Source organism: Pseudoalteromonas atlantica, assembly GCA_007988745.1.
Lineage (GTDB): Bacteria > Pseudomonadota > Gammaproteobacteria > Enterobacterales > Alteromonadaceae > Pseudoalteromonas > Pseudoalteromonas atlantica.
Genome location: BJUT01000003.1, coordinates 56,392 through 69,533, shown reverse-complemented (window position 1 = coordinate 69,533; position 13,142 = coordinate 56,392). Strand labels below are relative to the sequence as shown.

Genomic DNA, 13,142 nt, shown 5'->3' with positions numbered 1-13,142 from the left:
AATATGGACTTTATTCGCGGCATTGCCGTGCTTTGCTTAGTGTATATGAATGGCTATGCGTTTGGCTTAGTGGATTATAGCTATATTCCTTTATCTACCCCGCCTTTTAGCGACACCCTTATCCATGCTGTGAGTACTTTTTTTGTTGATGGCCGATTTAGAACGCTGTTTAGCTTACTGTTTGGTGCAGGGCTTTATATTCAATGGCAAAAAGTTAAATCAACAGCGCCTTTAAAAGCGCGATTGCATTGGCTTATCATTTTTGGTTTGGTACATGGTTTTTTACTTTGGGCTGGCGACATTTTATTTTTGTACGGTGTATCTGGCTGGTTTGTTCTAAAATATTTGCAAAGTAATAATCAACTGCTTGTAAAAAGGGCAGGGGAGTTTCTTTTAATTGGTTGTGTAGCCACGGGGTTGGTGCTTTTTAGTGCGCCAGATGAGCTCGTTTATCGTGATTCAGCACAGTATATCGATTTATATAGCCCGCATTACAGCGATTACTTTTTGAGTAACCTAGGTATGAATGTATTAATGCTGGTAGCTGTTCCTATCATGATCATGTGGCTGTGCGTAGGGCTAATGCTGATTGGCATATATTTATATAAAAATGAGGTTTTTAGTAAAGGTTTAACTAAGCCGCACCTTATTGTTTGTATAGCTGGCGCCTTTATTTTTTCAGGCATGAGGCTTTATGCGTCAAAGTTTACTGGGGGAGCGGGGTTCGCCCTACAAGAGTTTATAAATACCTTTGCCGCGTTATTCATGGCTGTATTTTATATTCATCTCATCGTTAAATTTTGTAATAACCGTGCTCATGTGGGCCAGCTTATTCAGCAGGCGGGGCGCTTAGCTTTTACCTTATATATATGCCAAACACTTATGCAGCTGTTGCTTTATAAAGTGTTGTATCCGCAGTGGGTATTAAGTTTTAACCGAATAGACTATTGGATAATCGCGACTGGCCTAGTTAGCGTGCAGCTATTGTTTACAGCTTTATATTGTCGCTATTATGAGCAAGGGCCGCTGGAATATGTTTGGCGCAGGTTAACTCAAGCAAAAATTGCAAAAATTAATGCGTAAAGGTTTAAATTAGGGGCGAAAAATAATGGCGTGTGGTTTACACTAGTCGCCTTTAAAATTAGGACCATTCAGTGCCATGACCGAATTAAAACGTTTAAATAAATTTATTAGTGAAACAGGTTTTTGTTCACGCCGTGAAGCCGATAAATATATTGAGCAAGGTCGTGTAACAGTTAATGGTAATACGCCTGAAATGGGCGTAAAAGTGGCTGATACCGATACTGTTTTAGTCGATGGAAAACCGCTGCGCGAAAAACCAAAACGCGTGTACATAGCGTATAATAAGCCAGTGGGTATTACCTGTACCACCGAGAGTAAAATTCAAAGTAATATTGTCAAAGCCGTTAATTATCCCACCCGTATATTTCCTATCGGCCGTTTAGATAGACCTTCAGAAGGATTGATTTTTTTAACTAACGAAGGCGATATCGTTAATAAAATTTTGCGAGCGGGTAATAACCACGAAAAAGAATACGTGGTGACAGTTGATAAACCACTCAATCGCCAATTTGTGAGCAAAATGGCCAACGGTATTCCTATTTTAGATACCGTTACAAAAAAATGTAAAGTGACGCAAACAGCTCCGCAAGAATTCAAAATTGTGCTTACGCAGGGTTTAAACCGCCAAATTCGCCGTATGTGTGAATACCTAGGTTATGAAGTTGTAACCCTTAAACGTACCCGCATTATGAATGTAACGTTAAAGGGCTTAAAAGTAGGCCAGTGGCGACATTTAACCGACGTAGAAATGGCGCAAATTAATGACTCCATTGCCGATTCGGGTAAAACGCAAGAGCATTCGGTTGATACCAATAAGCAAAATGCCAATAACAAAGGCGAGCCTAAAAAGCGTGATTTTCAGGGGGAAAACCCACGTGCCTTTAATAATGAGCGAGGCACTCGCACTCAAAGAAGTAACACCCCTTTTCAAAAGCGCTCCACCACCTATGTAGGTAAAGGCGGAGCTAGTAAAAATACGCAAGGCGATAGCAAAAGCGCAAACAACAAAAAGCCAGCAAACGGTAAAGCGCGTTCATCTGGCACATTAAGTTTAAAAAAATAGCGTGCGCACTTACCATTGTATTTGATGCACGACGTTACCTAGTGGGCTTTTAACGCCCACGATGTTTATTTTCTCATTTTTTAGCCGCTTTAATGCTGGTTTATCTAAATACCACCTAAAAGAGCGCTTTCTGTAAGTTTGTAAATCAAGCACAACCAGTTTTGCGCAGCTGTATTCGTAATCACTCGGACACGCCTCTACAGCCAGTAGCTGGTAATCTTGCTGCCAGCTATTGTCGCTATAATAATACGTCCATAACTTTACTGAAATACAAAAACTAGCCCACAGCCATAAATAAACTAAAACCGGTATAAACAAAATACCCAGCCAGCCCCTAAGCTTCCCATCATCCTCTAAGTAGTCTTTAAAATTTGATTTAAATGTTATGCATGCGTTGTACTTTTTGTATCCGTACATCCCCCCTGCAATACTAATTATTACTGACAAAACAGGAAGCAGCTTATGTGTTAAAAAATCATAAGCGGTATTGGCAATAAAGGGGGGATCGAGATTTTCATCCCAAGCAATAAAAAATAGGGGTGGGAATAGTAAACTAGCGGTAATTATTATTCTAAAAAGTTGTTTTGCTGTCATTTGAGGGGTTACTTATAAAACACAACGCCAATATAAAGTAAATAAAGCCCTAAATAAATGGCTAATGCAGATACGCTGTTTTTAGAGCGCAGTCGTTTAATTAAATCGTAAGTACCGTCAAACATGCCTGTTATTACCAGTGTAATACCGCCCGTGAAACGGTAGTTGTTTAAATCTACATTGCCATTTTCGTCGGTTATAAAGCGAAAACAGCCAAAGAGAATACAAATACAACCTAGTTTATTATGTCCATCTTTAACTTCGGTTTAAATAATAAAAAACGCAGCTACTGTGAGGTAAGCTGCGTTTTAAACGTCCTGTAAGGCTTTTAAATTACTTTCTAGGCTCGTAGTCTATTCTAAATACAACAGTATAAAGCACAGGCACTACAATAAGCGTGAGTATGGTTGCAAAACCTAAACCAAACATAATAGTTACCGCCATTGACTGGAAGAACACGTCAAACAACAGCGGGATCATACCTAAAATGGTGGTAATAGCCGCCATGGCTACAGGGCGTACACGGCTAACGCCAGATTCAAACACAGCTTGATAAGGCGATTTACCATCGCGAAGCTCAAGATTTATTTGATCGACCAACACAATGCCGTTTTTAATCAGCATCCCGCTTAAACTTAGTAATCCAAGTAGTGCCATAAAGCTAAATGGCGCATTCATTATTAACATGCCCGCACTCACACCAATAATGGCAAGTGGCACTGTAGCCCAAATAACTAAAGGCTGTTTAAGTGAATTGAACAGCAGTACGGTTACCGCAAACATCGCTAAATAACCCAGCGGTAATGAACCAAATATAGCGGCTTGCGCATCCGATGACGACTCATACTCGCCGCCCCATTCTAATTTATAACCACGCGGTAGCTCTATTGCCTCTACGGGTCCGCGCACGCGTGCAAATAACTTAGCGGCAGTTTCATCGCCTAATACGTTGTGATCGGCCATTACCGTTATTGTGCGCTTTCGGTCGCGGCGCATAATTAGGCTGTCTTCCCATTCAACCACAAATTCGTCAACCACTTGCGTTACTGGCACAAATACACCCAATACAGGGCTGTATATTTGTAAATCGTGAACGCTTTCTACATTTAGGCGCTCATTTGCCGGTGAGCGAGCAATAATTGGCAGAAGTTGCGTACCATCACGATATACACCCACTTGCTTGCCCGAAAGGCTAGTAAGCAGAACATCATCAAGGTCTGACTTACTAATACCTAAGCGGCGCGCTTTTTGTTCGTTAAATTGTGGGCGAATCATTTTAGTACGTGCGCGCCAATCATCACGAATATTATAAGCGCCGTCGTCTTGTGCGATAACTTCTTCAGCCTGGGCGGCTAATCGTCTAAGTATTACCGGATCGGGGCCTGTAAAGCGTGCTTCAATTTTAGCATCGGTTGAGGGGCCAATTTCCATGGGCTTAATTTTAAGCTCAGCTGAAAGCGGTGTATTTTGCGAGTATTCACGCACTTTTTGCATTACTACAGCCACCGCCTCGCGGTTTTTTACTCTAATAATGAGCTGCCCGTATGACGAGTACGACTTTTGCGGTGCATAAGTAAGCATAAAGCGTGGAGCACCTTGGCCTGTAGTACTGGTTATTTCTTCAACTAGCTCTTCTTTTTGAAGGTAGTTTTCAAGCTTTTTAATTCCCTCTAGCGTTGCTCTTATGTCGGAGCCTTGTTGCTGCCAGTAATCTACATAAAACATAGGCGTGTTAGAGGCGGGGAAAAACGATTGTTTAACCGCACCAAAACCAACCACAGCCGAGCAAAGAAGCACGACCATAAGCACAAGCGTGGTTTTACGATAATGCATAGATACATCTAAAAGTGCTTTATAGCCGGTAAAAATAAAGCCTTGGTATGGGTCGTCATCATCCTCTTCGCCCTCAGCATTTTTAGCTTTTTTAAACTCATCTTGTTTAAACATTAAATTTGCAAAAAATGGCGTAAGCGTAATGGCGGTGATCCAGCTTAGTAAAAGCGATATAAACAACACCCAAAATAAGCTACCCGCAAATTCACCGGTCGCATCAGAGCTTAAGCCAATAGGGGCAAACGCAGTAATACCAATAACTGTAGCGCCTAGTAGCGGCCATTTAGTTTGTTCTACAATATTAACCGCAGCTTTTAACTTAGTTTGGCCACGCTTTAAATTTATTAATATGCCTTCGGTTACTACTATAGCGTTATCTACCAGCATACCAAGGGCAATAATAAGCGCACCTAGAGAAATACGTTGCAGGTCTATGGCGAACAACTTCATAAATATAAAGGTGCCTAAAACGGTGAGTAATAAAATACCGCCAATTAAAATACCACTTTTTAACCCCATAAATATAAGCAGTACTACGATTACAATGGCAATCGCCTCAACTAGGCTGACAATAAAGCCATCTACCGATTTTTCTACTTCTTTAGGTTGGTTATACACCGATTCTACATGTATGCCATGTGGGCGTTGATATTCAAGCTCTGCTAAGTGCTCGTCAATACGTTTACCTACATCTACTACGTTCACGCTATTCATAAACGAAACGCCAATTAAAAGCGCTTGTTCTGAGTTGTAGCGAATAACATTGCTGGGTACTTCTGCGTATTCTCTAAATACTTTGGCTACATCACCTAAGTAAATAAGCTCGCTAGCACCGGGTTTTGATATAAGTAGGGTTTCGAGCTCTTTAACATCTTTAAATTCGCCGGTTGGGTGAAAGCGTATAGACTCATCGCCCACTCTAATTTTACCTGCGTTAGAGACTGTATTTTGCGATTGCAGTAAACCAAAAATATGGCTTGGGGCAATACCGAGCTGCGCTAATTTACGGGTAGACACTTCAACCATTACTTGAGGCTGTTGCTCACCAGCAATGGTCACTTTACTCACACCTTTAACCAGTACGAGTTCACGCTTTAAGTAATCGGTGTAATCTTTAAGTTCATCATAAGAGTAGCCATCGCCGGTAACCGCATACATAACGCCGTATACATCACCAAAGTCATCTAAAATGGTGCTTGGGTAAACGCCACTTGGAAGTGAAGGCGCTAAGTCGTTAATTTTACGGCGCATTTCATCCCAAATTTGGCGCAGCTGTTCTTTTCGGTAGGTGCTTTTCATTTCTACCGATATTTGCGACTTACCATTTGATGAAATAGAGGTCACATAATCTACGTAGGGGAGTTGCTGAATTGCATTTTCGATAGGAAAGGTGACTTCTTCCTCTACTTGTTGTGGCGATGCACCCGGATACATAGTAATAACCATGGCGGTTTTAAGCGTAAACTCTGGGTCTTCTAGTTGGCCTAAATCAAAGTATGACACACTCCCGCCAATTAACAGCAGTAGTGCAAACATCCAGCTAATTACTTTTTTCTCTATGGAGAGTTGCGCAAAGCTCATAATTATAAGCCTCGCTCTTTATTCCATGGACGTACTTTCATGCCCTCATCTAATGAGTGTACGCCAGCAGAGACGACAATTTGGCCTTCTTTAATACCGCTTAGCACTTCAATGCCGTCGCGGTGTACTTGGCCTACTTTAACGGCTTGTTTATTAACAACACCGGTTTCTGGGTTATATATCCACACATAGGCGTTATCTGACACGCTTTCTTTAGCTTCAGAAAAAACCGACTCAACCGGTAAAATAGTGTAAGCCACTTGCGAGCTGGTTACTTTTGATAAATCGATAAATACACGCCCTGTCATCCCTGCAAGTAAGTTAAAGTCTTTGGGTACTGGCAGCGAAAAAACAACTTTGTAGGTAAGCGTAGTAGGATCGGCCTGCGTATCCCACTCTTTTAAATCAAGGGTGTACTCTTTATTATCATAACCGTCAAACACAACGGTAGGGTGGTAGTCGCTGCCTTTTTTAATGCGCGCTATTATTTTTTCAGGAACTTGGATTTCTACATCCATTAAATCGCGGGTTTCTAGGCGTAAAATGTTTTGCTTGGCTTGAATGTTTTCAAAGTTTTTAACAAATACTTTGGCTACAGTCCCTGCAAATGGGGCGCGCAGTTCGCTGTATTCTAGGTTGGTTTCGGCAATTTTAAAGGCAGACTCTGCCACTTGCATATTGGCTAATGCTTCATCGTACTCTGATTGACTCGCGATTCTTTTTTCAAGTAATTGTTCAATGCGGCTAAGTTGTGATTTAGCAAGCTCATAACGGGCTTTTCTATCATCGTACTGTAATTGAAAGTCTTCTGGGTCAAGCTTTGCTAAAAGTTGTCCTTCTTCAACTTCTTCACCTGCTAATACCGGAAACTCTACCAGTTCACCATTGACTCTAAATGCTAAGTACGAGCCTTGGTTAGCAACCACTTCAGCAGGAAAACTGCGCACATTTGTTTGCGAATCATGTCCTATATTGAATAACTTTACAGGCCTAATGGGCTCTTCTTTTACTTGCTTTTCTGGCTCTGAGCAGGCCATTAAGGTAAGTAAAGTCGTAGTAAGTATACATAGACGAAAGAGTTTCATGTCTTCTCCGTGGCAATGATGGGCAAAATAATTAAGTGCAGGATACGCCGCAACCATATAAAATAAAATTCATTAAATTTTAGAAACATAATAAGTTTTATTTATGATCATGTTGAGCGCAGTATGAAGCTGAATCAATTACAAATTTTAGATGCCATTGTACAAAGTGCAAGTTTAAGTGGCGCGGCGCTTAAATTACATAAAACTCAACCTGCGCTTACCTTAGCAATTAAAAACTTAGAGGCAAAAATTGGCTTCGAACTACTCGATAGAAGCAAGTACCGATTACAGTTAACTGAAAAAGGGCGTGTTTTTCATCGCGAAGCACAACAATTATTGCATGCAAATGATGAGCTAGCACAGCTTGCTAAAGAGCTTGCACTGGGTAACGAGCCACAATATCGAATTTGCTACGAGCAAATTTGTCAAAAAGACAGTTATAACGAGATCATAAGTAATACTTTTAGACTATTTAAGCGTACAGAGTTTAATTTAACCAGTGGCAAACGCTTTGTCTCTTTAGAGCAAGTAAATAGTGGGCAAGTGGAGTTAGGCATAGGCCCCTGGTTTGACTTATTTCATGCAACAGGGCACTTAGAGAGCCTACCTATTGGTAAATTAAACATTGGAATTATTGCATCTACTAATACGTTTCCTAAGTACATGACCTTTAACGAGCTACAAAATTACCCGTGTTTGGCCATGTTTGAAAGTGACTTAAGCATAGACAGCGACAAGCTTTCGTATTCAAAAGGCTCTGCCTTAATGAAGATTGACGATGTAACCAATTTAAAGTCGTTTTTGCTTGCTGGTGCCGGCTGGGCAATGATGAACATAGACTATTGCGCCCCTGAAATAGAAGCAGGGCTGTTGCAGCAAATACAGATAAACGACAGAGAAGATGAGTTTGGTATAGAAGTACGTGCATTTAGGCGTGATGCAATACACCATGGCCCTGTTGCGCGCTCTATTTGGGAGCAATTTAAAGTACTCAGTGAGGCGTACGTTAATGACCGATAATATTGAGAAAGAAACCCTCATCTACACCATTATTGCAAATATACCTGCAGGTTTTGTAGCAAGTTACGGGCAAGTAGCAACGCTTGCAGGTTTCCCGCAAAATTCACGCTTAGTAGGGCGCCTTTTAAAGCAAATGCCAGATGATTCTGTTATACCGTGGCACAGAGTAGTAAATAGCCAAGGTAAAATATCATTTCCTGCAGGCAGTGATAAATACCAAGAGCAGCGCCAAAAGCTATTATTAGAAGGGGTTAGCTTTAAAAACGACAAAGTGAACATGCGCGAGTGTAGATGGCTGTAGTGAACGTATTATCGTAAAAAAGCTTTTAAAGGCTGCTTTATTACAAGTGTGCGGCTTACTTTTTTGTTTTTAGCTATCGTAAATCTACAAAAAATAGGGTTATTCAGCTTGTAGTTTTACTTTTAACACAATCTCCTTATCTAGCTTTGTGAATGAAAAACTTACAATGAAAAGCGATATATTTTCTATTTTTTACACAATAAAAATATATACGGCAAAGTAAAAACACCTCCACACCTACCAATACCTAAGATGGCATTAAATCAATTTAGCGTCGAGATTTGGCATAACATTTGAACTACTTATTTGTTGTAAATAGATATTGAGCATACCAAATGTTGGCTTAAGGGCGCGTTTAAAATGGTATCTCATTTGCAAAAAGGTAAAAGAGTAAAAGCGTAAAAACGTAAGTAATCCTCAAGCCATCTTAAAAGTGACTGATAAATTATTTGAAAAATACGGTTTTTCACATCGCTAGTGATGAATAATTGAGGTGATGAAGTGTAAATAATTAGTTTTAAGCATGAGGGTTATTAAAACGAAATATTAAGGACTAACAAACTATGACTGACCCAACTTTATTGATTTTAATGTATTTTGTGATCCCTGTGTGGCTTGCTGCTGGTATTGCTGATTGGTTTTGTCATCGACGTAGTAATATTTCTACAACCAGCGGTGCTAAAGAGTCATTTATTCATTTATTAATGTTTGCCGAAGTGGGCATTCCGTTAATCCTCGTTTTAATTTTTGAAGTTAATAGTTTGATTATTGCCATTTGTATTGTGTTGTTTTTTCTGCATGAGCTTACAGCAATGTGGGATGTAAGTTATGCAGTAAGTAAGCGAAGGGTAGGGCCGGTAGAGCAACATATACACAGTTTTTTAGAAATGATACCCCTGTTAGCTTTGGTATTAATTATTGCGCGCCATTGGGAGCAATTTACCGCTTTATTTACTCCAGGCGGCTTTCCTCCTGACTTTACGCTGCAATTAAAAGCCTCTCCTTTACCAATAACTTACTTGGCAACGGTGCTATTTATAGCACTTGCGCTAGAATTTACACCTTATTTAGAAGAGTTCATTCGCGGTATACGTGCTAAAAAAGATAATACTTAATCGGCTTAAGTTATTTATGCAGTTAATTTATGCGTGTCTAAATAGGCACGCTCTTGCTTACACTGAGCTAAATAGTGTTGCTCGAGCACAGGGTTTAGTACCAAGCTAAGATGCTGTCTAAGGTATTGTTAACCAGAGCCTCACTAATACTTAGTGGGGCTTATTTAGGTATAATTGAAAAAGGCTAGGTAAAAATAGCGGCGTATATACGCCGCTATTATTTTATAAAATCAATATGTTGAGATTAACTAATATGAGTGAGCTAGCATGATTAAGGTAGATGCTGCCCACCTGTAACACCCATTATTTCAGCGGTAATGTAACTTGACTCTTGCGATGCTAAGTAGACATAGGTGGGTGCTAGTTCAGCAGGCTGTCCTGGCCTGCCTAATGGTACGTTATCACCAAATTCAGGCAATTTTTTAGCCGGTTGGCCACCACTTTGTTGAAGCGGGGTCCAAATTGGCCCAGGAGCAACCCCATTAACCCGAATGCCTTTATCAATCACCATTTTTGCTAAACTTTTAGTAAAGCTTGTAATTGCGCCCTTAGTCGATGCGTAATCAAGAAGCCCAGCAGAGGGTTGATAACATTGGATAGAGGTTGTATTAATAATACTAGCGCCCGGTGGCATATGTTTTACCGCCGCTTTTGTTATCCAAAACATAGCAAATACATTTGTTGCATATGTTTGGCAAAATTGCTCGGTAGATAAATCGTCTAACTCTGCAACAAACTGTTGCTTACCCGCATTATTCACTAATATGTCGATTGAGCCTAAGTTTTCAACGCTTTGCGCCACAAGGTCGTTACAAAAACTCTCATCAGAGATATCGCCTGCAATTCCCCATGCTTTGTTACCGCTGGCTTTTAATATATCGAGTGTTTCTTTCGCATCAGCTTCTTCGCTGGCTAAGTAATTAATAACTACATCGGCACCTTCTCTGGCAAATGCAATGGCAACCGCTCTGCCAATGCCCGAGTCGCCCCCGGTGATCAACGCCTTGCGACCCTTTAATCTGTCGCTACCTACATAGGTATCTTCGCCGTGATCTGCTTTAGGTTTTAAAATTTCATCTAGGCCAGGGTCTGGTTGATCACTGTCTTTTTCGGTCCGACCCATTTGATATTGGCTTCTAGGGTCTTGCATCGTAAATTGGTTAGTTGGCATATCAACGTCTCCTTTAACGTAAAGTTTAAGTTGGATTAACTGCATGTAATCACAAAGAGCCTAATGGCATATAACGCAGCAATGCGAGTTACCTACCTCTTTGCTTGGCGGGAATAGACGTAAAAGTGAGTGTGGTTGTAAAATATTGAGTATAAGTAGCAACTTACTAATGTAGCACTTGCCTCAATTGTAGAATCAGCTTGTAATGCGCCCACTTTGTATCTCCTTTAACGTATTTGCTTGGCCAAGGTTTTACTGACCATTTATATTGAAGGAGCAATAGATATGCCATAGCGTTACATTCAAAATATGATGCTATGTCACTTATTTTAATGCATTTATTTTAAAACTAGGAAAGGATTATGTGAAGATAATGGGTAAAAAATGGATAAGAGTACCGAAAATGTTACACGCTGTTTATCGAGCTATTTAATTAGGCGAGTAAGGACAGTGATAGGCTTATAGTCAAAGCGGTAAATTACAGCGTTTTTAATTAAGGCCCAGGTGATATCACCTGGGCTAAAACGCGCTTTTATATAGAAGGGTAGCCAAATTAATGCGGTTTATGTACGTAGCGTAAAATTACTAATTACATGCATTAATACACGTAATTAGTAATTGAAATGTAGTGGCACACACACCCAGCTATTACAAAGAGGTGCCAAATTGCGTGGCTAAATTGAGTGCTTTTAGCGCTATAAAATAATGTTCCTAAGCTATAAAAAATGCCACCGGCCAGTAACCAGTACAGTGCTTTTACATCAATATTTAAATAAAGTGGGTATACAATCGCAAGGGCAAACCAGCCCATAAGTAAGTAGGTAGCCAGCGAGACTTTTTTATTACCATTTTTAACCAGCACTTTATAAGCAACGCCACCAAGCGCGACTGCCCAAATAAAACTCAGTGTCCCCCAAGACCACAATCCATTTAGAGATAGCAATAAAAATGGGGTGTACGTACCCGCTATTAATACGTAAATAGCGCAGTGATCGCACTTTTTATAAAAAGCGCGTAATTTGGGCTGTACACTGGCGTGATAAAGTGTGGATGATAAAAACAATACAAATAAACTAGCCCCATATACAGCGGTGCTAATATAAGCTTTTACGCTGGTGGCTTGTTTAAATAAATCCCACATTACAAACACAGCAAAAAATATTCCCAGTGCATGGCTTAATACATTGAGTTTTTCTTCTTTGCGAGAATAGGGTGCACCTATAGTCATACTAGTCCTACCACTTATTAATTAAACTTGAGTGTACAGGTGTACGCTCAATGTTTCAATGTCAGCATTGTTACTGTAAATTAGTCACCGTACTTTTATTGATTTTAAAGGGAATTAATCGGGTATAGTGTGGTCGTATAGTCTCAATTAATTAAGGCACGTTTATCATGAAAAAAGAGCTCAAAGCCGTTTTACTTACTGCCATTGTGTATCCTGGGGCAGGGCATTTTTCGCTTAAAAAGCATTTAATAGGCTGTATTTTTGCAGGTGTATTTACGCTACTTTTGTTTATGACATTAGGTGATATTTTGGCTATAGCGCAATGTAGCGCAAATGAAATTTTAGCAGGTAAAATTCCGATGACGGCTTCAGGCATTTTACAAGCCGCCCGTAATCCATCAGGTGAATGTGCTCAGCTTGGGGAATATAAATATCTTCCTTTAATGGTGGTCATTTGGTTACTAAGTATGGTTGATGCTTATCGGTTAGGTAAAAAAGTTAAGCCCGATACACAAAATAAAAAGTAATGGTAGTCGTTGTTTTAAACTGCAAATAGTGAACTAAAAATATTTACTAATAGTTAGTCAAAAAATTAAAAAGGTTAGTTAAATTAACCAAACCTGAATGCTGCGTTGCTATATGGCTTTTGATATAGTCTTTAAATATCAACGATTTAATTTTTATTTTTCTGTTGGCACAACCCTTGATTATGTTATTGCGTCTAAACAATATACACAACAAGGAATACCATTATGAAACATTCAATTAAAATCGCTATGGCAAGTTTATTAGTATTAGGTTCTTCGCAAGTACATGCGAGTGAAGTGGACCTAGATGTAACTGATATTATAACGCAAAACGTAACAAGCTATATTAATCAAGCAACGGCAGAGCTTGAGCAATCAATTTCGCAGAGCCTTAGTTTTGATGCCCAGGCAGTACTTGAGCAATTTGTAAATCAAGCGCAAGAACAAGCTGACGTTACCACGCAGTCTTCAATGCCGGTAACTACGCAAGTTAAAGCTAAATAAGTGTAAAAGGATAAGACGATGAGTAACGAATTAGGAT

The 13,142-nt window shown here is 39.9% G+C and carries 12 protein-coding genes; 7 read left to right on the top strand and 5 right to left on the bottom strand.

What is annotated here, in order from left to right:
* The first annotated feature begins 3 nt into the window (after window positions 1-3).
* Both PAT01_RS03085 and rluF read left to right on the top strand, forming a co-directional pair.
* Window positions 4-1,083 carry a DUF418 domain-containing protein gene (locus tag PAT01_RS03085; protein WP_154944752.1) on the top strand — a complete coding sequence of 360 codons (1,080 nt, stop codon included), beginning with the start codon at window positions 4-6 and terminating at the stop codon, window positions 1,081-1,083.
* Between the two features lie 76 nt (window positions 1,084-1,159).
* A complete protein-coding gene (rluF, locus tag PAT01_RS03080) occupies window positions 1,160-2,146 on the top strand; it encodes a 23S rRNA pseudouridine(2604) synthase RluF (protein WP_029774482.1) in 987 nt (328 codons plus the stop codon).
* 9 nt (window positions 2,147-2,155) lie between these two features.
* Here the strand turns inward: rluF and PAT01_RS03075 are convergent, their stop codons facing one another.
* The 3 genes from PAT01_RS03075 to PAT01_RS03060 all read right to left on the bottom strand — a co-directional run bounded on the left by PAT01_RS03075 (window position 2,156) and on the right by PAT01_RS03060 (window position 7,239).
* On the bottom strand, window positions 2,156-2,740 hold the full coding sequence (locus PAT01_RS03075) for a hypothetical protein (RefSeq protein ID WP_138577239.1): 585 nt from the start codon (window positions 2,738-2,740) through the stop codon (window positions 2,156-2,158).
* A gap of 333 nt (window positions 2,741-3,073) precedes the next feature.
* Complete coding sequence (locus tag PAT01_RS03065; protein ID WP_138577235.1) at window positions 3,074-6,154, bottom strand: efflux RND transporter permease subunit; 3,081 nt, start codon at window positions 6,152-6,154, stop codon at window positions 3,074-3,076.
* A 2-nt stretch (window positions 6,155-6,156) separates the two neighbouring features.
* Entirely contained in the window at window positions 6,157-7,239 is a 1,083-nt protein-coding gene (locus PAT01_RS03060; RefSeq protein WP_138577233.1) for an efflux RND transporter periplasmic adaptor subunit, read from the bottom strand.
* Window positions 7,240-7,362: 123 nt separating this feature from the next.
* On the opposite strand from PAT01_RS03060, the gene PAT01_RS03055 reads away from it, so the two are divergent.
* The 3 genes from PAT01_RS03055 (at window position 7,363) to PAT01_RS03045 (ending at window position 9,675) form a co-directional block, all read left to right on the top strand.
* Window positions 7,363-8,259, top strand: coding sequence for a LysR family transcriptional regulator (locus PAT01_RS03055; RefSeq protein WP_138577231.1), 897 nt, complete (start codon window positions 7,363-7,365; stop codon window positions 8,257-8,259).
* Window positions 8,249-8,560: an MGMT family protein gene (locus PAT01_RS03050; RefSeq protein ID WP_138577229.1), complete on the top strand. Its 312-nt coding sequence runs from the start codon at window positions 8,249-8,251 to the stop codon at window positions 8,558-8,560. Before PAT01_RS03055 ends, PAT01_RS03050 begins: the two co-directional genes overlap by 11 nt.
* A gap of 563 nt (window positions 8,561-9,123) precedes the next feature.
* Window positions 9,124-9,675: a diguanylate cyclase gene (locus tag PAT01_RS03045; RefSeq protein WP_138577227.1), complete on the top strand. Its 552-nt coding sequence runs from the start codon at window positions 9,124-9,126 to the stop codon at window positions 9,673-9,675.
* Between the two features lie 271 nt (window positions 9,676-9,946).
* Here the strand turns inward: PAT01_RS03045 and PAT01_RS03040 are convergent, their stop codons facing one another.
* Both PAT01_RS03040 and trhA read right to left on the bottom strand, forming a co-directional pair.
* Entirely contained in the window at window positions 9,947-10,846 is a 900-nt protein-coding gene (locus PAT01_RS03040; RefSeq protein WP_138577225.1) for an SDR family oxidoreductase, read from the bottom strand.
* A gap of 598 nt (window positions 10,847-11,444) precedes the next feature.
* Window positions 11,445-12,074, bottom strand: coding sequence for a PAQR family membrane homeostasis protein TrhA (trhA, locus tag PAT01_RS03035; protein WP_055254106.1), 630 nt, complete (start codon window positions 12,072-12,074; stop codon window positions 11,445-11,447).
* Between the two features lie 167 nt (window positions 12,075-12,241).
* On the opposite strand from trhA, the gene PAT01_RS03030 reads away from it, so the two are divergent.
* Together PAT01_RS03030 and PAT01_RS03025 are read left to right on the top strand one after the other, a co-directional pair.
* On the top strand, window positions 12,242-12,601 hold the full coding sequence (locus tag PAT01_RS03030) for a hypothetical protein (protein ID WP_024031760.1): 360 nt from the start codon (window positions 12,242-12,244) through the stop codon (window positions 12,599-12,601).
* A gap of 225 nt (window positions 12,602-12,826) precedes the next feature.
* The gene (locus tag PAT01_RS03025; protein WP_055254108.1) at window positions 12,827-13,105 is read left to right on the top strand and encodes a hypothetical protein; all 279 of its coding nucleotides are present in this window, start codon (window positions 12,827-12,829) and stop codon (window positions 13,103-13,105) included.
* Window positions 13,106-13,142: the final 37 nt, after the last annotated feature.